Here is a 22,920-nt window from a genome sequence, read left to right as displayed (position 1 = left end):
TTGACTAATTAGTAAATAACATCATCGTCATTTACTTTACCTTGCTAACAATAAAAGTTATTTATTATTAGCAAGGCTTACTATCCATACGGAGAATACAACATCAACTTTTATAAAATGCAATTACCATTAACTTAATTAGGATCACATTTCCTAGCAAGTAGAATGACAAAAAGGATAATAAAATCGAAGGTTAATTAGATAATGAAAAAATCGCCCCCGAAATATACAATTAGAAATGATGTTTTGTTCAATTATTCGTAAAAATAAAAGAGCGGCTTACATAGCCGCTCAAAGGTAGGTTTTATCTATTTGTACGCTGCGCTTTAAAGTAGCTCAGAAACCACATCAGCTAACTGATGGAAGGTTTCACGGCGTGACGAGCTTGGTCGCCAAACAAGGCCGATGTCTCGGTACGCTTGCTGGCCCGGAGGGTCGATAACCACTAAGTTCTGATTTTCCAGCAATCCGTGATCAATAGCCATTTGCGGAATAAAGGTAGTACCCAAACCGTTCGCTACCATTTGCACCAATGTGTGCAAGCTAGTTGCTGTGAACGGGTTTATCTTCTCTTTATCGGTTAACTTACAGGCTGATACCGCATGCTCGGTTAAGCAGTGTTCATTTTCCAATAGAAATACAGATTCGTCTGGCAAGTCGTCATATTTAATTGGGACACGAATACCGTCAGCTTGATTGCGACTGATCACCATTCTGAAAGTGTCTTGCCCAACCACTTTGCTTTCCATGTTGTCGATATCGACAGGCAGAGCAAGAATCAATACATCTAATTCACCATGGCGCAGTGCAGCAAGTAAGTTCGTTGTCGTGTCTTCACGTAGTAGCAAGTTTAGCTGCGGGAAACGATGGTTGGCTTCTTGTACTAAATCACACAAAAGAAATGGCGCAATGGTAGGAATACACCCTACTCGTAGCTGCCCTTGCATCGCATCTCCATTACATAAGTTTCCAAGTTCAACCAAGTCTTGCCCTTTCGCCAATAACTCTCGGCCATGCTTCACCACCAGCTCTCCCGCTTGAGTGAAAACGAGCGGGCTCTTTTTATCCTTCTTTTCATACAGAGGACAACCGATCAGTTCTTCTAGATTTTGGATACCTTTACTGAGCGTCGATTGGCTAACGAAACAGCGATCTGCGGCGTCGCTAAAGTGGCGTGTTTCGTGAAGAGTAACAAGATAGTGAAGTTGCTTAAGACTTGGCCATTTATTCATGAAATTACTTTGTAATATGAGTAGGATAAGTTACACGAAGGTCCTAAGACCTGAGAAAAGGACAAAGAATAAACTCATCGCTTTTTTCGATGAACTTAATCTATTTAATTCGCTTTTTTCTATAGTACCGATTGTACTATAGTTTGTCGCGTAGAAACGGAGCCCAAACAAAGATGTGTTGGGCCAACTAATTTTTTAGGAGATTCCAAAATGGTACTAGTAGGTCGTCAAGCCCCTGACTTTACTGCAGCAGCTGTTCTAGGTAACGGTGAGATCGTTGATAACTTCAACTTCGCAGAATTCACTAAAGGTAAGAAAGCGGTTGTTTTCTTCTACCCACTAGACTTCACTTTCGTTTGTCCTTCAGAGCTAATCGCTTTCGACAACCGTCTAGAAGATTTCCAAGCTAAAGGCGTTGAAGTAATCGGTGTTTCTATCGATTCTCAATTCTCTCACAACGCATGGCGTAACACTGCTATCGCTGACGGCGGTATCGGTCAAGTTAAATACCCTCTAGTTGCTGACGTTAAGCACGAGATCTGCAAAGCATACGATGTTGAGCACCCAGAAGCAGGCGTTGCTTTCCGTGGTTCTTTCCTAATCGACGCTGACGGTCTTGTACGTCACCAAGTAGTTAACGATCTTCCACTAGGTCGTAACATCGATGAAATGCTACGCATGGTAGACGCACTAAACTTCCACGAGAAGAACGGTGAAGTTTGTCCTGCACAATGGGAAGAAGGTAAATCAGGTATGGACGCATCTCCAAAAGGTGTTGCAGCATTCCTATCTGAGCACGCTGACGACCTAAGCAAGTAATTACATTCTTAAGCCCGACTCAACACGGGTTAATGGTTGGATGAATCTCTTTAAAGAGAAATAAAGCATAAGCTAACAGCGCAAAGCGCACCGCCAATCAGTTAAGAAGTAAAGTCTTATTCAAAGCCCGAAGTTAACGCTTCGGGCTTTTTGTTTTTACGCACTTTGGTAACCATTGAATCCATGCTCTCTTTCACAATGAATAGAGGTAACCGCAAAGCGAAACTTTACCCCTATTTTCCTCTATCGCTACCTATTCAGAATCGTCTCAAGATTGCTATGATTTCCTCTGTCTCAATTTGAACGAGTAAAATATCATGAACATCGAAATTGAAGTTTGTATCGATAACCTAGAATCCTTACACAATGCCCTAGCAGGCGGAGCTAATCGGATTGAGCTCTGCTCTTCACTGGCACTTGGTGGATTGACTCCGAGCTTCGGAATGATGAAGCAAGCCGCTCGTATCTCGTCGGTTCCCGTGTATGCCATGATTCGCCCAAGGCAAGGCGACTTCATTTTCGACGATGACGATATGATGTGCATGCTTGATGATATCCAAGCAGCAACTGATGCTGGCTTAGATGGTGTGGTGTTAGGTGTGCTTACCGCTCAAGGTGAAATAGACATGGTTGCGATGAAAACACTAACCTCAAAAGCCCACCAGCTAGAGCTTGGCGTGACCTTTCACCGTGCTATCGACCAACTTAAGGATTACCAAAAAGCGCTAGAACAGATTATAGAGCTTGGCTGTGAACGTGTTTTAACTTCAGGCTTGGCAAGTAACGCAGAGCAAGGAAAAGACATTCTCAAGGAAATGGTTACGCTCACTCAAGGCCGCTTAGACATTATGGCAGGGGCAGGCGTTACCGCTGAAAATGGCCGAGAAATTCTTAAGCACACTGGCGTTCAAGCGCTGCATCTATCAGGCAAGTCGACAAGACCAAGCCTCATGACGCAAGCCTCTCAAGCTCAAATGGGGCACGACGACGTAGACGACTACTTAATCCCAGTAACGAGCACGGCAAAGATTCAAGACCTGATAGTCTCGCTTAACAAATAGATAAACACCCGAGAGCTGACTAAGCACCAACACAACATGGCTAGTAAAAGCTTAGAAGTCACGTATATTAATAGACTCGATATAGCGACTCATGGAATGTTATGGCTAAGGATCTATTCAGCTCTCTTGATTTAAACCTATTGCGCACCTTTTTGATTGTTTACCAGGAAAAAAACACCAGAAAGGCAGCAGAGCGTTTATTCGTTTCTCAGCCCGCAGTGAGTCAAGCTCTACAAAAACTGCGTCATCACTTTTCGGATGATCTATTTGTGAAAGTGCATGGAGGGCTGCAAGCTACTGCTTTTTCGGAACAACTAGCTAACGAGATAACACCTCATCTCGACGGCCTAATGACAGCCGTTAACTCCTCAAGTGCATTCGACCCTACAGAGATTGATTACCCTATAAAAATAGCACTATCTCCAGTCGTACTGTCTTGCTTATCTGGAACCTTGTACAAAGAAATCCTGACCCAAGCTCCGAACTCTAAGCTAGAGCTCACAAGTTGGACAACATCGTCAGCTGAAGATATTCAAAAAGGGGAAGTTTTACTCGGGGTAGCGTATGAACTGCCAAACCGATCGAAGGAAATCTATGCCAAGCAATTGGTAGAAGTGACTGGACGCCTGATTGTTAGAAAAGATCATCCGATACAAAAGACATTGGTAACTCCACAAGAGTTAGCGGGCTACGATATCGCCTCATTAATATCCCCAGGTTGGAACGACAACTTCAGTCGAGCCTCCCAAATTCTAGGCGACCTTTCCATCCCACATAAGATCGGGTTTCGTTCTGAAATCATCATGGCCATTCTAGACGTATTAGATAACTCAGACATGTACTTACCTCATTCAGATCTATTCCCTATCGACAAATACCCTAACCTAAGAGCCATCGATGTCTTGATTACAGATGAGTACAAGAAGGTTGCTGTCTACAGCCATATCCATACCAAGAACCGGAACAACCCTCTTTTACTCTGGTTATTCGATGTTATTCAAAATGCATTGAAGATGCAGATTAATAAGAATTGCTTATCATAGATATATAAACACCTACTTAGAATAACAATAAAACACTGTTTAATATTCATTCCATAGACACGGAGTCAATCAATTAAACCATAGTAAGGATGCTCAATATCAAGTTTATTGAGAGTGTTATGAAATTATTTAAAACTGCCGCGACAATCATTGCCTTATCTACAACAACCGCAGCTTATGCAAATACAGACTACTCGGGACATCGTGTAGGATTAGGCTTTACCTCTAGTGAAGTTGACCACCTTGATTCAGATTACTCTAACAGCGACTTAGGCAATGGCCTTAAGTTGGAGTACGGCTATGACATCAATCGAATTGTTGGTGTGAATATTTCGATGGATACCAGCAAAGACGACGAGAGTTACTATGGATATGGGTACGATTCTAAAGTGTCAACGTTCAAAATTGACTCAGATATTGGCTACGCTTTCTTACTAAATGGCTTCAGTATTAAACCTTACGGTGCTATTGGTGTTGCTCGTGTCGAAGAAAAACTTACTTTAAAAGAGCCGGGAGGTAGCATTACTCTGAAGGACAAAGAAACATCACTTCTATTGGGAACTGGTGTTCGAGCTAACTTTGATTTCGGCCTATACAGTGACCTGCGTTTCAACTTCATCATGATGGATGATTACGACATCGACCAATTATCAATCACCTTTGGTTACAAGTTCTAAAACCAAACGATTCGACTCTAAATTCATTGCAGCCAAGGACGGCTATATGCTCTAGGTATTGTTATGAAGATAAAAACTCCCCTGCTTTTGCTTGCCTTACTTTCGACTTCAGCCTCTGCAACCGGTCTTCACCTTTCACCAGAATTTAAAATAGGTCTGTATCATGGGTTTGGTGTTCAAGTTGGCGTGAGCCATGTCGCGGATCTAGGTGCGGTTTACTTAAGCTACTCAGATATTTGGTATGAAAGCGACCGTTATGATGAAACGGTAAATTCGTATCGAGTTGGCATACAGAACATGTTTGGTTCAAAGCAGGTACATGGCTTTCAAGCTGAGATTGGATTCGCTGATTATGACGGTGAGAAAACACGCTCAGGTGTCACTGAAAGGAAAACGGCGACAGGCTTAAGTTTAGGTGGTGCTTACGTGTATCAAGCTAATTCAGTATTGGCCTTGAGAGCCGGCGCAGACTTAAATATTTTTGATCACAATAAGACTTTCGTGCCTTATAACACCACCATCAACCTCAACCTAGGGGCAATCATACGCTTCTAGATTGATTAGGTTTTTAAGATAAGACCGCTATCGTAAAACGTCATCTAGGCTTTGCTCTCCTAGGTGACGAACATCTTTACCTTTCACAAAATAGATGATGTATTCACAAATATTCTGACAACGATCCCCTACACGCTCAATAGCTCGTGCAGACCACATCACTTGTAAGATGTTAGGAATGTTCTTTGGATCTTCCATCATGTAAGTCATTAACTGGCGAATCACAGCTTCGTATTCAGCATCAAGCTTGTCATCAAGTTTATGCACTTCGGCTGCCGCATCTACATCCATTCGTGCAAAAGCATCCAAAACCTGATGCAGCATGGTAATCGCTTGTCGACACAGTGGTTCTAAAGACACATGGAATTTTTGTTCTTTAGTCGAAGGGATCTCGATAGCACCTTGCGCTATTTTAGAAGCAACGTCACCAATACGTTCCAGATCAGTAATGGTCTTGATGATCGCCATAATCAAGCGCAAATCTTTCGCTGTTGGCTGACGCTTGGCAATGATTCGCGTACATGCCTCATCAATCGACACTTCCATCGCATTTACTTTATGGTCGTCACGAATGACTTTTTTAGCCAACTCCACATCATCTTTGTGAAGCGCTTGCATCGCAAAAGAAAGCTGCTGCTCCACTAACCCGCCCATAGTAAGTACATGAGTACGGATAGACTCTAATTCAACATTGAATTGTCCTGAGATGTGGCGACCAAAATGCATGTCAGCTCCTTAAAGAAATGAATTAAGCCGTTTACATAAGAGTGGCTCAGCTCTATATGGCGCGAACGATCACGTTAGCCATATCTACCAGTAATGTAGTCTTCCGTTTGATTTTTCAATGGTGACGTGAATATTGAATCCGTATCTGAGTACTCGATCAATTTTCCCATATGAATAAACGCAGTGTGGTCACTCACACGAGCGGCCTGTTGCATGTTATGGGTCACGATCACTACGGTGTATTGCGTTTTTAGATCGTTGATCAACTCTTCAATCGTCAGAGTAGAAATCGGATCCAAGGCTGATGTCGGTTCATCAAGCAAAAGTACTTCCGGCTCAATTGCCACCGCGCGAGCGATGACCAAACGCTGTTGCTGACCACCTGATAAACCAAAGGCATTTTCATGCAAACGATCTTTTACTTCATCCCATAGCGCCGCGGCACGTAATGAACGCTCAACAGCATCATCTAAGTCACGGCTGTTGGTCACGCCTTGTAGTCTCAACCCGTACACCACATTCTCATAAATCGATTTAGGAAAAGGATTCGGGCGTTGAAATACCATACCAACACGGCGTCGTAAGGTCGCAACATCAACCTTAGGGTGATAAACGTTATTACCGTACAACTTCACTTTGCCAGATACTCTACAACCTTCGACAAGATCGTTCATACGGTTAATACAACGAAGCAGTGTCGATTTGCCACAACCAGAAGGGCCGATAAAAGCCGTCACCTGCCCTTTCGGTATCGTCATTGATATATCATCAAGCGCCTGAGCTTCTTTATAGTATAGGTTCAGGCCCTCAATCGAGATGGCTGTTTGCTCTTCAGTTAGGTTGTGCACATCTAAAGGTGCTTGATAACCCAAGGTTTCATTAATTGAGAACATCTTAATCTTGTCCTAAGGTTCGGTACTTTTCACGCAAGTTATTTCGAATGTTAATTGCCGTTAAGTTCAACCCAACAATCACGGTAACCAGCAAAAATGACGTTGCGTAAACTAGAGGTCTTGCTGCTTCTATGTTTGATGTTTGGAAGCCCACATCATAGATATGAAAACCTAAATGCATAAATTTTCGGTCGAGGTGTACATACGGGAACTGCGCATCGACAGGTAAGCTCGACGCTAGTTTCACTACACCCACCAGCATTAATGGCGCCACTTCTCCCGCAGCACGAGCCACAGCCAGAATAAGCCCAGTAATAATCGCAGGGCTCGCCATGGGTAAAACGATTCGCCACAATGTTTCAGATTGGGTTGCGCCCAAAGCTAAAGAACCGTGTCTCACAGAGCTTGGGATTCGAGTTAAGCCTTCTTCGGCGGTCACAATAACAACAGGCAATGTTAACACAGCCAGCGTTAATGCCGACCACAACAGACCCGGCGTACCAAACGTCGGAGCAGGTAAGCGCTCTGCATAGAATAACGAGTCTATCGAGCCACCAATGGTGTAAACAAAGAAACCTAAGCCAAATACACCATAAACGATGGATGGCACACCCGCTAAGTTTATGACTGCTATGCGAATCAAGCGAGTTAACGCGTTATTTTTTGCGTATTCGTGTAGATAAATCGCGGCAATGACACCAAGCGGCATCACGACGATCGACATGATAAGCACTAAGAGTACCGTACCGAAAATTGCAGGGAACACGCCACCTTCAGAGTTAGATTCTCTAGGGTTTTCAGATAAGAACTTCCAGACCTGCTCGCACCAATGCAGCACTTTCTCTGGATAAGTCATCTGGTTAGGAAACCAGAAGTCTAAGATCTCACTCAGTGGAACCTCGACGACTTTGCCCGTCATATCTTCAACAATCAGAGCATCAAGGTTGAGCTGTTGCCTAAGAGAATCAAGTTGATACTCTCCAGAGGCGAGCTCTTGACCTAAAGCCAAACGTTTAGATTCCAGCTCTTGTCGCTCTTGCTCGGATAGGTTGTCATTAAGCTCTTTTTTACGCTTTTTTAAACGTAACTGCTCCAACGACCAACTAGTCGTTCGAACCGTTTGGTTAACAATCTTTTGAATTTCATCACGCAATGTATCTGCGTGAGTTAAACCTTTGACCAGTTCTTTCTCGATGTCATCGGTTAGAACACCGTCTGCACTCCTAAAGCCAACCGGTTTTCCGAAAAAGTAGCCACCGCGGCTACGCTCGATCACTGCCCACTCTTTTGGCGTCGTCGGTTCTTTCAGGTTTACCTCAAGAATTGACACAAAGTCTGCAGGGTACAATTCACGGTTAGCGATCTTGATGCTCAGACGTCGAACTAACCCTTTATCGATGATCTCTTGTGGTAACTTCTTATCCTGCACATTCGACAGTTGTTCAACCGGAATATATTTACGTTCATAAAGTTGACCAATTAAACGATTCTTCGCCATCTCTTGATGTTGAAATGGCACATTGGCAAGGCTTTCTGTCTCATTCACTTGCCACTGATAAAGAGGCGCAGGCCAGAAATAGGTCAGCCCTTTCCAACCAATGAACAAGATCAAGCCAAGTACCGACAGCATACTAATACTAACGGCACCACCAGTTAGCCATATCCAAGGAGATCCCGATTTAATCCACTTAAACATGAAGAGGCTCTCTTACTGGTTGCGATTGACGATTCAGATAAAAATTATAAAGCACGGTATTTATCTCGCAGCCTTTGTCTAACCCATTCCGCAATCGAGTTCACGGCGAAGGTAAAGACGAATAGAAGTAACGCAGCTAAGAACAGCAGTCTAAAGTGAGGGCTGCCAACCTCTGATTCTGGAAGCTCAACCGCAATCGTCGCAGACAGTGTTCGCATCCCCTCAAGAATATTCCAGTCCATGATTGGCGTATTACCAGTCGCCATTAACACGATCATAGTCTCACCAACCGCTCTGCCCAAGCCCATCATTATTGCTGAGAAAATACCGGGACTCGCAGTAAGCAGAACAACATAGATCAGAGTTTGCCAAGGTGTAGCACCTAGCGCCAAAGAACCGTCCGACAGGTGTTTAGGCACTGAGAAAATAGCATCTTCTGCGATAGTAAAAATGGTCGGGATAACCGCGAAGCCCATCGCGAAACCAATCACGAGCGCGTTACGCTGATCAAAATCGATTCCGTGGCGATTTAAGAAGAGTTTGATATCACCAGCAAACAGTAGTGATTCAATTTTCCCACCAAAGTTAAGCACGACCACTGTAGTCACAATCAACACCGGAACCAGAATAAGTGCGTGCCAACCATTAGGGAAACGGCTCACCCAGTCTTGTGGTAAGCAATACCAAATTAAGCCAACAACCAGGGTGCTAAGAGGCAACACCAATAGCAGTGACACAATGGCGGTTAAATGCGTTTCCACGATAGGAGCAAACCATAAGCCCGCGATAAATCCGATGATAACGGTCGGCAATGCTTCCATTAATTCAATCGAAGGTTTTACCACTCGACGCATCTTAGGTGTCATAAAGTAAGCGGTATAAATGGCACCAAGTACCGCAATAGGCACGGCGAACATCATTGCAAACAACGCCGCTTTAAGCGTACCAAAAGTCAAAGGCACTAAGCTGAACTTACCTTCAAAATCATCATTCGCAGAAGTGGATTGCCACACATACTGAGGCTCTGGGTAGCTCTCGTACCACACCTTTTTCCATAACGATGAAAACGATATTTCAGGATATGGGTTATCAACCAATGCAAGACTAATAACGCCATCACTCAGCGTTGCGAGATGAAGCTCGTTGGCAGACATAGCCGCAAGTTGTGGCGACTTCTTGTAAGCTTTCTCAAACAGAGATAACTTTTCACTGGTCGTGTAGTGACTCTGAATCGTGCCATTCTTATAGAAGCTGTAAAAGCCTTTGCGGTAGGTATCGGGCAGTAAGAACTGAACCTCAGAAGGCAGTTTAAAATCACGGATGTGAGTCAGGCTACGCTGCTCATTGCTCAATACATCAAACCATTGAGAGACTCGCCCATCGAAATGACTCACGAGCAGAGAATAAGCACCAGACAACAAGTCAATATTCTTAACGGCATGCTGCTCATCACCTAAACTTAAATCGATCACTTCTCGAACCGAGAACTTGTTCGCTTCCGCAGTTAGAACCGTAAGGTCAGAAGCGTTTCGAAGATACAAAGTATGCCCGTTAGGTGTCATTAAAAGCTGGTCTTGCTGACCAAACTCTTTCGATAACCATTGAGAGTTAATCTCTGAGTATTCACCCGTTAGCGACGCTTGATACCATTTCACCAAGATGCGTTTATCGGACAACTGAGCCACCAGCGTCAGATGATTATTGTCAGTCGCAAATGTTAGCTTCTCAATGCTCAAGCCATCACTCAACGCAGTGCCATCTAAAAAATCAAATGGTTGGCTTTTGGGTTGAAGGTAATTAATGCGAGGGCTAGCTGCTTGCCCTTTTACGGCAAGAGGCTTTGAAAATTCAGGTTGAAACAACTGAACTTGGCCTTGGCGGTTAGCAAAGGCAAACCAATTGTCTGCTGGTGTGCTTCGAGCAAACGCGACCGAGTCTTGAATAATTGATTCAGAAAAGTACGGCGCAGATTGGGAGTTATCGAGAGTCCAATAATCGACAGAGCCATCACGATCGATCACTAACGCATGTTGCCCATACTCATCGATCGTCATTGCGATCGGATCTTGCACGATCACAGGTTGGACTTTTTGATCGGTCTCTAAACTTGAGTCAGCGAAGATCGGAAGAATGACCATCGCTAGGTAAATAAAGATCAGAACAAGTGCTGCCAGCACGCTCACACCGCCTAATGTCACTGCAAAACGCATAAGACGGTCTTTCAACCATCTCTTTTTATCTCGTTTTTTCAATGAAAGTTCGGCTGCGGCCATCTGTCTATCTACCTTTTTTGAGCTAATATCATAATATTTCGTTTACATGACAATTATATTACAACTCACATTAAACAACTGAAAATAATAGTAAGTTTTATTGAAACTGTAGAGTGAAATAATACCGTAACAAAAACAGCATACTCTGCTCATTTTTTACAATTTGAGTAATCTCACACTCTTTAAGATGTCTAGGATTGATTATGAACGCTGAAAAGCTCTATATAGAAAAAGAACTCAGTTGGCTCTCTTTTAACGAAAGAGTCTTACAGGAATCAGCGGACAAAACAGTACCTTTGATCGAAAGAGTACGCTTTCTCGGGATCTTTTCTAACAATCTAGACGAGTTTTACAAGGTTCGATTCTCGGATGTGAAACGTCGCATTTTGATCAACCAAGAGCGTGGGATCAATGACAACTCAAAGCATCTGCTCACTAAGATGCAAAACAAGGCGTTTAAGTTAAACCAACGTTTTGATGAACTCTACAATGATCTCATTCTAGAGATGGCAAGACGACGTATTTTCCTAGTTAACGAGACACAGCTAAATGACGCTCAAAAGAAATGGGTAAAGAAATACTTTAAGAAAGAGGTGCTTCCTCACATCACGCCCCTTTTAATGAACGACGAAATGAATGTGCTTCAGTTCTTAAAAGATGAGTATGCCTACCTGACCGTCGAGCTTCAAAAAGAGCAGCAATCCAAATACGCCGTCATTGAGATACCGACCGATCATCTTCCGCGCTTTGTCATGGTGCCAGAGCAGAAAGGCAAACGCCGTAAGACCATCATCTTACTTGATAACATTATCCGATACTGTATCGATGATCTATTTAAAGGCTTTTTCGAATACGACCAACTCAACTGCCACGCGATGAAAATGACTCGTGATGCTGAATACGATCTTAGCCACGAAGTCGAACACAGCTTGCTGGAACAGATGTCTGAAGGTGTGGCTCAGAGGCTCAGTGCCCTGCCTGTACGTTTTGTTTATGAACACACGATGCCTCAAAACATGCTGGATTTCTTGTGCGGAAAATTAGGTATCTCTAACTACGACAACCTGATTCCTGGTGGTCGTTACCATAACTTTAAAGATTTCATCGGTTTCCCAAACGTAGGTCGTGAATACTTAGAAAACAAACCTTTACCACCAATGTCATGTGCAGACTTTGATGGGTTTGATAACAGCTTTGATGCAATCAAGAATCAAGACATCTTGCTGTACTATCCATATCATACCTTTGATCACATGACAGAGTTGGTTCGTCAGGCTTCATTTGATCCGAAAGTCATCAGTATCAAGATCAACATCTATCGTGTAGCTAAAAACTCACGATTAATGAATTCGTTGATCGATGCCGTTCACAATGGCAAAAACGTAACGGTAGTGGTTGAGCTTCAAGCTCGGTTCGACGAAGAAGCCAATATCGAATGGTCAAAGATCCTAACTGAAGCTGGCGTTCAAGTTATCTTTGGTGCTCCGGGTCTAAAAATCCACTCTAAATTACTTCTAATCAGCCGCCGTGAGGGTGAGATAATCACTCGCTATGCGCATATCGGTACGGGCAACTTCCACGAAAAGACTGCAAGAATCTACACAGACTTCTCGCTGCTCACCGCCGATCAAGAACTGACTAACGAGGTGCGTAATGTCTTTGGGTATATTGAGAACCCTTACCGCCCTGTAAAGTTTGACCACTTAATTGTGTCTCCACGCAATTCACGTAAGAAGCTTTATCGTCTCATCGATACAGAAATTGCTAACGCTAAAACGGGTAGAAAAGCGCAGATCACCTTAAAAGTGAACAACTTGGTTGATAAAGGGCTTATCAATAAGCTTTATGGCGCAAGCAATGCGGGTGTCAAAATTCGCATGATCATACGAGGTATGTGCTCGCTGGTTCCGGGGGTCGAAGGCGTTAGTGAGAACATTGAAATCATCAGTATCATCGACCGATTCCTAGAGCATCCACGCGTTTTGATCACACACAACGATGGTGACCCAAAAGTATTCATCTCATCGGCAGACTGGATGACGCGAAACATAGATCACCGCATTGAAGTCGCGTCGCCAATCCGTGATGAACGTTTGAAACAACGCATCATCGACATTGTAAATATTCATTTTACCGATACAGTTAAGGCAAGGTGGATAGATAAAGAGATGAGCAACGCTTACGTTCCTCGCGGTAACCGTAAAAAACGCCGCTCTCAAGTTGCCATCTATGATTACCTCAAGCAGGTAGAGAAACAGACTCGAAAAGCTAGGGAACAACAATCTCACGATGAGCCAAGCTAAAAACACCAAGGCCAATAAGCCAGAAGATTCCAATAATACCGCCTCACTTGAGGCGGTATCTCCACCTATCAAGAACGTTGCTGCCATCGATTTAGGCTCCAATAGCTTTCACATGGTTGTGGCAAAAGTTATTGGGCAAGAATTGCAACTTGTCAGCCGACTCAAGCAAAGAGTCAGATTAGGCTCAGGCCTCGATGACCAATCAAACCTAAACAATGCAGCCATCGAGCGTGGTTTAGAGTGTCTCGCTATGTTTGCCGAGCGCTTACAAGGCTTTGAAGTCGAAAACGTTCGTATTGCAGCCACCCACACGCTTCGCCAAGCAAACAACGCTCATATTTTTATCCAGCGTGCACGTGAGGTGCTTCCTTTTCCTATCGAAGTGATTCCCGGTGAAGAAGAAGCGCGACTTATCTATTTAGGCGTGGCTCACACACAACCCGAGTCGGACTCCAAGTTAGTTGTCGATATTGGTGGTGGCAGTAGCGAGTTGATTATCGGCAAAGGATTTGAGGCGAAGCTCGTCAACAGTAAACAGATGGGCTGCGTAAGCTTTACACAGCGATATTTCTCGAATGGAAAACTCTCTCGCAAGAACTTCTCCAAAGCCATCATTGCGGCTCAACAACGTCTAGAGCCTCTAGCCGCTAAATACAAAAAGAAAGGCTGGGATGCTGCTCTTGGCTCCTCAGGAACCATCAAAGCAATCAAAGAAGTCTTGGTCGGAATGGGCTATGAAGATGCCATTATTACCGAAAAGCGATTAGGCCATTTAATTGATGTATTGTGCGAACACGACACTATTGAAGAGATAAAACTCAAAGGACTCACAGAGGAGCGCCAACCCGTTTTTGCTGGCGGAGTGGCCATCCTCACTGCGATATTCATGGCTCTTTCAGTCAAAGAGATGCACTTTTCAGACGGTGCACTTCGTGAAGGATTGCTCTATGAGATGGAAGATCGCTTTCATCGTTCGGATATTCGTATGCGAACCACAGAAAACCTCGCGACTAAACACTCAGTTGATTTCGATCACGCGACTCGCGTAAAAGAGCAAGCAAGCGAGTTTTTACATCAGATATGCGATGAACTGTGCATTAAGAGAAAAAGTCAGCTGTTTGAACTGCTTGAATGGAGTGCGCTATTACACGAGGTCGGGCTGAGTATCAGCTTCTCAGGCTTCCATAAGCATTCTGCGTATCTTCTGCAGCATACCAATATGCCAGGCTTTAATAGCGAGCAACAGATGGTCATGTCGATTTTAGCTCGCTTCCAACGTAAAGCCCTTAAACTTCAAGACATGCCTGAACTGAATTTGTTTAAGAGCAAGCACTTAATCAGCTTGATTCGCATATTACGCCTATCCATCATTCTCAATGGTCAACGCAACGACTCCCCACGTCTAAAAACACGCATTGAAGTCATCGAGAAAGATCATTGGAAGATATGTGGTGCCGATGGTGATTGGCTTGAGGAAAATAAACTATTGGCAGCGGACTTACTCGCAGAGCAGGAACTGTGGAGCAATGCTGAATGGCAACTAAGCTTCGATGAGAATCAAAAAGCGTAATTGCCAATCGGGAGATCAAAGCCCTACTTTTGCGAGTTCTTGTTTTGCGTATTCGTGAGGAATAGAAACGTAGCCGTCTTTTTCCACCAACTCTTGACCTTGTTTAGAAAAGATAAAGGTTAGGAACTCTTGTTCTACCGGAGAAAGCGGCTTGTTTGGGTGTTTGTTCACGTAAACGTACAAGAAGCGCGAAAGCGGATAAGCGCCACTTAGGATGTTTTCTCTTGTTGCGTGTACATATTGATCACCCGTCTTAACCACAGGGACCTGTCTCACACCCGCAACACGATAACCAATGCCCGTGTATCCAATGCCGCTGATCGACAAAGCAACAGATTGAACAACAGAGGCTGAACCCGGCTGCTCATTGACTCGATTCTTGAAATCACCACCGCACAAAGCATTCTGCTTAAAGTAGCCATAAGTACCGGAGACGGAGTTTCGGCCAAACAGTTGGAAACGATGTTTTGCCCAAGGTTGTTTAATGCCTAGTTCTTGCCAGCTCTCGATATTTTTAACACCGCCACAGCGCAATGTTTCAGAAAAGATGCCATCTATCTGACGAAAGTTGAGCCCTTTGATCGGGTTATCTTTGTGTACAAACACACCAATCGCATCGATCGCGACTCTAAGCGCAGTAGGCTTGTAGCCATGCTCTCTTTCGAATGCCTCAATCTCACGTAGACGCATTGGTCGGCTCATTGGCCCCAAATGCGCGGTCCCCTCGGTAAGTGCGGGAGGCGCAGTCGCAGAGCCTGAAGCCTGAACCTGAGCATTCACATTCGGGTAGTAAGATTTAAACTCTTCAACCCACAATGTCGTCATACCCGCCAAGGTATCTGAACCTACCGATAGCAAGCTGCCAGAAATTCCTGGCACCTTAGAATAATCAGGAAGCGACTCTACCGTCAACTCAGCATGAACTGGAGAAGCTAACGCACACGCTAGCAACGAAGTGATGGGTAAACGCATCCTGCGTATTAAAGCAATCATGAAACGGTCAATCGGTTTGGTAACGTGAAATGGAAACGACTGCCGACACCTAGCTCACTCTGAATTTCCAAATGGGAATCATGGTGAGTCAAAGCATGCTTAACGATAGCCAGCCCAAGACCACTGCCGCCAGTATCACGTGATCGCGCTTTATCGACACGATAGAATCTTTCTGTAAGTCGATGTAAATGTTGGGGCTCGATGCCGTCTCCAGTGTCAGAGACATCCAAACAGGCACCTTGGCTTGTTTGATACCAGCGAACCTTAACCGTAGCGCCCGGTGGGGTGTATTTGACTGCATTGTAAACAAGATTCGATATCGCACTTCGCAACTGATCTTCATCCGCTAATACGCGTAGGCTCTTATCAATATCAAACTCAAGCTTGTGTTCACGATCGCCACTTAAACTCGCGGCTTCTTTCTCAAGAACCTCAAGCATAGCGGGAACATTCACCACTTCATCCAACTCGTGCATTGGCGCTGCTTCAATTTTCGAAAGCGTGAGCAACTGATTAACCAGACTGTTCATTCGATTGAGCTGCTCAGTCATGACACCATGCGCCTTGGTCCACATTGGGCCAACGATCATGTCTGGGTCTTCCGTCATTTCAAGGTAACCTTGAAGTACGGTCATTGGGGTTCGTAATTCATGTGAAACATTAGCGAAGAAGTTACGGCGCATGCCCTCTAACTGCTTAAGCTGGGTCACGTCACGCACAACCATCAAGTGTTCACCCTCGGTATACGGCACGATACGCAGTTCAAGCATACGTTCCACATTCAATGGAGAAGGCATCTCTAGTGGCTCAGAGAAATCTTGCTTATTAAGGTACTTAATAAAATCTGGAGTGCGAATCAAATTCGAGATCGGTTGACCTGAATCATCTGGCCAACGAAAGCCCAACAAATACTGAGCCAGCTTGTTACACCAAACAATATTGCCTTCACCGCGAAATACCACAACGGCATCGGGAAGCGATTCTGCACCGTTACGGAAACGGCGGATAAGGTTAGTCAGTTCTTTACGTTTGCGACGCTGCCTCTGCTGCATACGATAGATACCGTTAAACAGAGATTCCCAGTTTCCAGAGCCTGAAGGTGGAGTTAGACGCTTCTCATCCCACAGCCATGCGGACAAACGCATTTGGTTGTGTAGATGCCAGCCGAGCTGCAATACCGTAGCAGCCAGCAGTAACCAAGGTAGGTAACCGAATATCCATCCGACTAAAACCCATGGTGCGTAAAAAAAAGCCAGCTCCCAAGCCAGCTTTTTCCAGGTTAACTTTTCAACCATTCAGGACTCCGTAAATTGGGCAGCGAAGCCACATTAAGCCTTTGTAGAAAAACGGTAGCCCGCGCCGCGAACCGTTTGGATTAGCTTATCGTGACCTGCAGATTCAAGCGCTTTACGTAGGCGTCGAATATGTACATCAACGGTGCGGTCTTCAACGTAAACGTTGGTACCCCAAACGTTGTTAAGCAACTGCTCTCGGCTGTACACACGCTCTTGGTGCGTCATAAAGAAATGCAGCATTTTGAATTCTGTTGGTCCCATATCAACTGGACCTTCACTTGCAGTCACGCGGTGTGATACAGGGTCTAGTTTAAGACCTTGAACATCAATCACATCTTCCAATGCGGTTGGTGTTACTCGGCGAATAACCGCTTTCAAGCGAGCTACTAACTCTTTTGGCGAAAATGGTTTGGTAATGTAGTCGTCAGCGCCAACTTCTAAACCGCGAACCTTATCTTCTTCTTCACCACGAGCCGTCAGCATCACCACTGGGATGTTGCGAGTTAACTCTTCACGCTTCATGTGCTTGATAAAGTTTATCCCGCTACCACCAGGTAGCATCCAATCTAGTAATACTAGATCTGGGAAAGGTTCACATAGCTTGTTTACCGCTGTATCGTAATCTTCAGCCTCTACTGCTTGGTAGCCTTTTTGTTCAAGTACAAAACACAGCATCTCACGAATAGGTGCTTCATCTTCAACGACCAGAATCCTTCTCGACATAATTGAATAGCCTTTGTATTTAATCAACGCATTGCATTATCTGAGTTAATTATGACACTTTTGTGACCTTTGAAAACAAATTTTCATATAACTGTCTCAAACGTTTCACTTTACAACTTTTGATACAGAGCTAGGGACAAATCGAATTAGATCTCATATCATGAAGCACTTCTAAAAAGGTATGAGAAAAATTTATGTGGTTTAAAAATTGCCTAGTCTATCGCTTCAACCGTGATATTGATTTCAACGCAGATCAGCTAGAGAAACAACTTGAAGAGTTCCGCTTTACTCCTTGTGGTAGCCAAGACAAACAGAAGTTTGGTTGGGTACATGCAATGGGTAGACACGGCGATATGATGACGCACGTATCAGAAAACCGCATTCTAATCTGTGCAAAGAAAGAAGAGAAAATGCTACCTGCTTCTGTGATCAAAGAATCACTGAACGCAAAAGTAGAAACGCTTGAAGCTGAATCTGGCACTCCTCTTAAAAAGAAAGAGAAAGACAGCCTAAAAGAAGACATCATCATTGATTTGCTTCCTCGCGCATTCAGTCGCAGTAACTTCACTTACGCGCTGATCATGCCAAAAGAAGGTTTCATTGTGGTTGATGCTAGCAGCTACAAAAAAGCGGAAGACGTATTGGCATTGCTACGTAAAACAATGGGTAGCCTACCAGTCGTGCCCGCGATTCCTGAGCAAGCGATTGAAACGACTCTAACTGAGTGGGTTAAATCTGGTGATACGCCTCAAGGTATCACGATGCTTGATGAAGCTGAGCTTAAGTCGATTCAAGAAGACGGCGGTATTGTTCGAGTTAAGAAGCAAGAGCTAGAAGCGGACGAGATTAAGAACCACATCGAAGCCAATAAGATGGTGACTAAACTTCTTATCAACTGGCAAGATCGTATTGAATTCATTCTGGCAGAAGACGGAAGCATCAAGCGCCTAAAATTCAGCGATGAGCTTAAAGATGAAAACGATGATATCCCTCGTGAAGACCAAGCTGCACGTTTTGATGCTGATTTTTCACTTCTATGTGGTGAGTTCAGTGTTTTCCTTCCTAACTTATTCGAATCACTTGGCGGGTTAACTCAACCAAACGCTTAATCTGTGATTTTAAAAGCTCAGATGTCGACGGCATCTGAGCTTATTTCCTGCCAAACTCCTGCTTATATTCGTCTATCAGCCCTCTTCTTAATGTCATTGCTATCTTTAGGGCTATCAACCAAACTCGTTTTAGCGTAAAATTTGCGCCCCTTTGATATCACTTGGTGGTATCAACCTGACTTGAGATCAGATTAGAGAACGAAGCAATGACTACACAAAAACCATTTGTACCTGAACTATTATCACCGGCAGGAAGCCTTAAAAACATGCGTTACGCATTCGCCTACGGCGCAGATGCAGTTTACGCAGGCCAGCCACGTTACAGCCTTCGTGTTCGTAACAACGAGTTCAATCACGAAAACCTACAAATCGGTATCGATGAAGCTCATGCTCAAGGCAAAAAGTTATATGTTGTATGTAACATTCAGCCACACAACTCTAAATTAAAAACATTCATTCGCGACCTTAAACCAGTTGTAGATATGGGTCCTGACGCTCTTATCATGTCAGATCCTGGTCTTATCATGATGGTTCGTGAAGCATTCCCTGAAATGCCAATCCACCTTTCTGTTCAAGCAAACGCTGTAAACTGGGCGACCGTAAAGTTCTGGTCAACTCAAGGCGTTGAGCGTGTGATCCTATCTCGTGAGCTATCTCTTGAAGAGATCGAAGAGATTCGCGAACACTGCCCAGAAACAGAACTAGAGATCTTTGTTCACGGTGCACTTTGCATGGCGTATTCTGGTCGCTGCCTACTTTCGGGTTACATGAATAAACGCGATCCAAACCAAGGTACTTGCACTAACGCTTGTCGCTGGGAATACAAAACTGAAGCAGCGAAAGAAGACGAGAACGGTCAAATCGTTGAAGCAAACCCTACTGGTGTTGAGATTCAAGATGTAGAGGTTCAAGATGAACGTCCAGACAACACATTAGGTCTTGGTAAACCAACAGACGAAGTCGTTCTACTTTCTGAGTCACACAAGCCAGAAGAGAAAATGGCTGCGTTTGAAGATGAGCATGGTACTTACATCATGAACTCGAAAGATCTTCGTGCAATCCAACACGTTGAGCGCCTAACGAAGATGGGTGTTCACTCTCTGAAGATTGAAGGTCGTACTAAGTCTTTCTACTACTGTGCACGTACAGCTCAGGTTTACCGTAAAGCTATCGATGACGCTGTAGCAGGCAAGCCATTTGATGAAAGCTTAATGGGTACACTAGAGAGCCTAGCTCACCGTGGTTACACTGAAGGTTTCCTACGCCGCCACACTCATGATACATACCAAAACTACGAGTACGGTTACTCTATCTCTGACACTCAACAGTTTGTTGGTGAATTCACAGGTAAGCGCCGTGGTGACCTAGCGGAAGTAGAAGTGAAGAACAAATTCCTAGTAGGCGATAGCTTAGAAATGATGACACCGAAAGGTAACGTTGTTTTCACACTAGAAATGATGGAAAACCGTAAGTCTGAAGCAGTAGAAGACGCAAAAGGTAACGGTCACTTTGTATTTATTCCTGTACCAGCCGATCTAGACTTAGAATACGGCTTGCTGATGCGTAACTTGAGCGAAGGCCAAGACACACGCAATGCATCAGGTAAGTAACTTTACTTAGAAAACTGAGAAGTAAGCAATGGCTCTGTTAATCACTGACAAGTGCATCAACTGCGATATGTGTGACCCTGAATGCCCAAATGGCGCAATCACTATGGGTGACAGCATCTTCGAAATCGATCCAGATTTATGTACTGAATGTAAAGGTCACTATGAGAAGCCAACGTGTCAGTCTGTATGCCCAATTACCAAGTGCATCATCACTGATCCAAACCATATTGAAACGGATGACGAGCTACTAGAGAAGTTTGTAATCATTCAAGGCTTGACCTAAAAGAGAAAAGGTTCAACTTACTGTAAGTTGAACCTTTTTTTTATCCTGACTTTTCTATTGGATAAATATTACAGAAGAGCTCTTTTTCAAATTGATATTCGAGTCGCTCTCGCCAATTGATTGATTGAGCTATAGGGACAAGATAAAAGTTTTCCCTGCTGGTATCAGTCACAAACGCCATTCCATATTGCATCAACTCATAATGGACATCGTTTACAAAACTAGGGTCTAGTCGTTGTCTGCCCGTCAATTGATTGATGTCATCTCTTGAAATAGAAATACCCGAGTTTTCTGTACTGAACCTATGTCTTAACCATTCTGAAAATTCCTTTGCACAAATCATAGTCATAGTCTTATCCTTGAATTATCTATCGACGGGTATCAGACTCTGATTTCGCATACTGCACATAAGCCGCATCTTTCACCCCAAAAACACTCCATCCCTGACCAACCCTTGTCAAATTCGTCACTGTTCTTGCTGTTGTCGTTATTGGTTTTGTTAATATCAAACGATGTTCTTAATCTCGTGTTTATAAACTCTAGACAAAAGTGTGACATTTCTCAACTTTCAGAGACGAGAAAGCCAGTGGCATTACCACTGTAATTAACCTCGATATATGCGATTACTTATTGGATATCAAGGCTAAACACTGACTTGGCATCACTTTAACTTTCTTCTTTTTCTTACTTTTTGCGACTTTTTTAGGAGGAGATACAGGTATGGTTTTCGGAGCCCAACTTGCAAGTTCTTCTCCACAACCATCACCTTTTGGAGGGCTAGCTTGAGCAATGCAGTTCGTACTCCCTTCAGGGCACTTTAAGCGAACATGAAAATGAGAATGATGCCCCCACCAAGGTCTGATTTTGCCAAGCCAAGCTCTATCATCTGCATCAAAGTTTTCTTGCTCACAAAGGGTTTGCTTAATCACGGGATGAACAAAAATTCGCACTACTTTCTCATCTTTCGCGGCATAGCGGATCACTTGAAAATGATCCTCTGTCCAATTTGATTTGCGAAGCTTGTAGTTAGTAAGATCAACGACACTCACTGGCTTAGGAACAGCAAGCTCATTCACCGAAAGCCTCTTGCTTGTCAGCCTTAACCATATATCGATATCTAGCCCTGTTTGATGGCTTGAATGACCAGATGAAAAGCGCCCGCCACGGGGCAAAGAAATATCTCCTACCAGTAAGTTGGTATCGAGTTGCTCGCTTGTGGTGACACCTAGCCTTTCAATAAACTGAATGGCCTCTGTATGTCCATAATAGCGCCCTCTTTGAGGACGAATAATCTGATAACCGACGCCATCGATTGGCAAGGCCTGCGCACCATCAAGGCAACCATTAGCATAGCTTCCTATTGATGAGGTTGAATTTACCGTGGGGGTCTTCTCTTTCTCCCAAGTCGTTGCCGATGCGAAAAAAGAACAAAAAGCCCCAACTAATACACAAAATAACCTCATACCAATTCCAAGTGAACGATGCATATTATTTATACTAGTCGTCATTAGAGAATAATTGACGATTATTGGTAACTTTTCGGGAATAAACAAAGAGGTATTTGAGATGGAAGAATCTGAAAGGGGGTTATGAAGTATTTCGACGCCAGAAAGCAAAAAGGCTCTAGTCTTTCGACTAGAGCCTTAAATATGGCAGGGGTGGAGAGATTCGAACTCCCAACACGCGGATTTGGAATCCGCTGCTCTGCCAATTGGAGCTACACCCCTATTTTCAGTTTTAAAGAGCTGAAACTCTGAATAAGTGGCGGAGTGGACGGGACTCGAACCCGCGACCCCCGGCGTGACAGGCCGGTATTCTAACCAACTGAACTACCACTCCGCAGTGGACTACTTGTCGTCGCTGACAAGTCGTTCATAACACTTTTTGTCTTCACTTTTAAAAGTGAAAATAAATTAAAGCCTGGCGATGTCCTACTCTCACATGGGGAAGCCCCACACTACCATCGGCGCTATTGTGTTTCACTTCTGAGTTCGGCATGGAATCAGGTGGGTCCACAATGCTATGGTCGCCAAGCAAATTTTAAAATTCGGAAAACTGT

20 protein-coding genes, 2 tRNA genes and 1 rRNA gene are annotated in these 22,920 nt (G+C 44.0%); 10 read left to right on the top strand and 13 right to left on the bottom strand.

Annotation, left to right across the window (positions count from 1 at the left end; genetic code table 11):
* Positions 1-326 precede the first annotated feature (326 nt).
* A complete protein-coding gene (locus L1D37_RS20920) occupies positions 327-1,232 on the bottom strand; it encodes a hydrogen peroxide-inducible genes activator (protein WP_239849047.1) in 906 nt (301 codons plus the stop codon).
* A gap of 210 nt (positions 1,233-1,442) precedes the next feature.
* Between L1D37_RS20920 and L1D37_RS20915 the strand changes: the two genes are divergently transcribed.
* From L1D37_RS20915 to L1D37_RS20895, 5 genes are all read left to right on the top strand, one after another.
* The gene (locus L1D37_RS20915; RefSeq protein ID WP_004740353.1) at positions 1,443-2,051 is read left to right on the top strand and encodes a peroxiredoxin C; all 609 of its coding nucleotides are present in this window, start codon (positions 1,443-1,445) and stop codon (positions 2,049-2,051) included.
* A 317-nt stretch (positions 2,052-2,368) separates the two neighbouring features.
* Positions 2,369-3,112, top strand: coding sequence for a copper homeostasis protein CutC (locus L1D37_RS20910; protein ID WP_239849046.1), 744 nt, complete (start codon positions 2,369-2,371; stop codon positions 3,110-3,112).
* A gap of 101 nt (positions 3,113-3,213) precedes the next feature.
* The gene (locus L1D37_RS20905) at positions 3,214-4,155 is read left to right on the top strand and encodes a LysR family transcriptional regulator (RefSeq protein WP_239849045.1); all 942 of its coding nucleotides are present in this window, start codon (positions 3,214-3,216) and stop codon (positions 4,153-4,155) included.
* 119 nt (positions 4,156-4,274) lie between these two features.
* On the top strand, positions 4,275-4,832 hold the full coding sequence (locus L1D37_RS20900; protein ID WP_239849044.1) for a porin family protein: 558 nt from the start codon (positions 4,275-4,277) through the stop codon (positions 4,830-4,832).
* Positions 4,833-4,895: 63 nt separating this feature from the next.
* The gene (locus L1D37_RS20895) at positions 4,896-5,387 is read left to right on the top strand and encodes a hypothetical protein (protein WP_239849043.1); all 492 of its coding nucleotides are present in this window, start codon (positions 4,896-4,898) and stop codon (positions 5,385-5,387) included.
* A gap of 27 nt (positions 5,388-5,414) precedes the next feature.
* Here L1D37_RS20895 and phoU read toward each other — a convergent pair whose 3' ends face one another.
* The 4 genes from phoU to L1D37_RS20875 all read right to left on the bottom strand — a co-directional run bounded on the left by phoU (position 5,415) and on the right by L1D37_RS20875 (position 10,975).
* Complete coding sequence (gene phoU, locus L1D37_RS20890; RefSeq protein ID WP_017632981.1) at positions 5,415-6,113, bottom strand: phosphate signaling complex protein PhoU; 699 nt, start codon at positions 6,111-6,113, stop codon at positions 5,415-5,417.
* Positions 6,114-6,187: 74 nt separating this feature from the next.
* The gene (gene pstB / locus L1D37_RS20885) at positions 6,188-7,006 is read right to left on the bottom strand and encodes a phosphate ABC transporter ATP-binding protein PstB (protein ID WP_239849042.1); all 819 of its coding nucleotides are present in this window, start codon (positions 7,004-7,006) and stop codon (positions 6,188-6,190) included.
* Position 7,007: 1 nt separating this feature from the next.
* The gene (pstA, locus tag L1D37_RS20880) at positions 7,008-8,702 is read right to left on the bottom strand and encodes a phosphate ABC transporter permease PstA (RefSeq protein WP_239849041.1); all 1,695 of its coding nucleotides are present in this window, start codon (positions 8,700-8,702) and stop codon (positions 7,008-7,010) included.
* A gap of 44 nt (positions 8,703-8,746) precedes the next feature.
* On the bottom strand, positions 8,747-10,975 hold the full coding sequence (locus tag L1D37_RS20875) for an ABC transporter permease subunit (RefSeq protein ID WP_239849040.1): 2,229 nt from the start codon (positions 10,973-10,975) through the stop codon (positions 8,747-8,749).
* A gap of 203 nt (positions 10,976-11,178) precedes the next feature.
* Here L1D37_RS20875 and ppk1 point away from each other — a divergent pair, with 203 nt between their 5' ends.
* Both ppk1 and ppx read left to right on the top strand, forming a co-directional pair.
* Positions 11,179-13,278, top strand: coding sequence for a polyphosphate kinase 1 (ppk1, locus tag L1D37_RS20870; protein ID WP_239849039.1), 2,100 nt, complete (start codon positions 11,179-11,181; stop codon positions 13,276-13,278).
* Positions 13,265-14,848: an exopolyphosphatase gene (ppx, locus tag L1D37_RS20865; protein ID WP_275665549.1), complete on the top strand. Its 1,584-nt coding sequence runs from the start codon at positions 13,265-13,267 to the stop codon at positions 14,846-14,848. The genes ppk1 and ppx overlap by 14 nt, the downstream gene beginning before the upstream one ends.
* A 15-nt stretch (positions 14,849-14,863) precedes the next feature.
* On the opposite strand, the gene L1D37_RS20860 is transcribed toward ppx, so the two are convergent.
* The 3 genes from L1D37_RS20860 to phoB are packed head-to-tail and all read right to left on the bottom strand — an operon-like array spanning position 14,864 to position 17,859.
* Positions 14,864-15,820, bottom strand: coding sequence for a phosphate ABC transporter substrate-binding protein PstS family protein (locus tag L1D37_RS20860; RefSeq protein WP_239849064.1), 957 nt, complete (start codon positions 15,818-15,820; stop codon positions 14,864-14,866).
* A gap of 17 nt (positions 15,821-15,837) precedes the next feature.
* Complete coding sequence (phoR, locus tag L1D37_RS20855; RefSeq protein ID WP_176681937.1) at positions 15,838-17,136, bottom strand: phosphate regulon sensor histidine kinase PhoR; 1,299 nt, start codon at positions 17,134-17,136, stop codon at positions 15,838-15,840.
* A gap of 33 nt (positions 17,137-17,169) precedes the next feature.
* Positions 17,170-17,859, bottom strand: coding sequence for a phosphate regulon transcriptional regulator PhoB (gene phoB, locus L1D37_RS20850; RefSeq protein WP_004735064.1), 690 nt, complete (start codon positions 17,857-17,859; stop codon positions 17,170-17,172).
* A 194-nt stretch (positions 17,860-18,053) separates the two neighbouring features.
* Between phoB and rdgC the strand changes: the two genes are divergently transcribed.
* The 3 genes from rdgC to L1D37_RS20835 all read left to right on the top strand — a co-directional run bounded on the left by rdgC (position 18,054) and on the right by L1D37_RS20835 (position 20,861).
* Positions 18,054-18,968 (top strand): recombination-associated protein RdgC, encoded by a 915-nt coding sequence (gene rdgC, locus L1D37_RS20845; RefSeq protein ID WP_017062534.1) that lies wholly within the window; start codon positions 18,054-18,056, stop codon positions 18,966-18,968.
* A 206-nt stretch (positions 18,969-19,174) separates the two neighbouring features.
* Positions 19,175-20,578: a tRNA 5-hydroxyuridine modification protein YegQ gene (gene yegQ / locus L1D37_RS20840; protein ID WP_239849038.1), complete on the top strand. Its 1,404-nt coding sequence runs from the start codon at positions 19,175-19,177 to the stop codon at positions 20,576-20,578.
* 28 nt (positions 20,579-20,606) lie between these two features.
* On the top strand, positions 20,607-20,861 hold the full coding sequence (locus tag L1D37_RS20835) for a YfhL family 4Fe-4S dicluster ferredoxin (protein WP_004735061.1): 255 nt from the start codon (positions 20,607-20,609) through the stop codon (positions 20,859-20,861).
* A gap of 40 nt (positions 20,862-20,901) precedes the next feature.
* On the opposite strand, the gene L1D37_RS20830 is transcribed toward L1D37_RS20835, so the two are convergent.
* From L1D37_RS20830 to rrf, 5 genes are all read right to left on the bottom strand, one after another.
* Positions 20,902-21,210: a hypothetical protein gene (locus L1D37_RS20830; RefSeq protein WP_076656433.1), complete on the bottom strand. Its 309-nt coding sequence runs from the start codon at positions 21,208-21,210 to the stop codon at positions 20,902-20,904.
* A gap of 274 nt (positions 21,211-21,484) precedes the next feature.
* Entirely contained in the window at positions 21,485-22,324 is an 840-nt protein-coding gene (gene mepA, locus L1D37_RS20825) for a penicillin-insensitive murein endopeptidase (protein ID WP_239849063.1), read from the bottom strand.
* 187 nt (positions 22,325-22,511) lie between these two features.
* A tRNA-Trp gene (locus tag L1D37_RS20820) sits at positions 22,512-22,588 on the bottom strand.
* Between the two features lie 35 nt (positions 22,589-22,623).
* Positions 22,624-22,700: transfer RNA gene (locus L1D37_RS20815), tRNA-Asp, on the bottom strand.
* Between the two features lie 79 nt (positions 22,701-22,779).
* A 5S ribosomal RNA gene (gene rrf, locus L1D37_RS20810) occupies positions 22,780-22,895 on the bottom strand.
* Positions 22,896-22,920 lie beyond the last annotated feature (25 nt).

The sequence above is a fragment of the Vibrio sp. Isolate33 genome (assembly GCF_022397895.1).
GTDB lineage: Bacteria > Pseudomonadota > Gammaproteobacteria > Enterobacterales > Vibrionaceae > Vibrio > Vibrio pomeroyi.
This window is presented reverse-complemented; position numbering and strand designations above follow the sequence as displayed.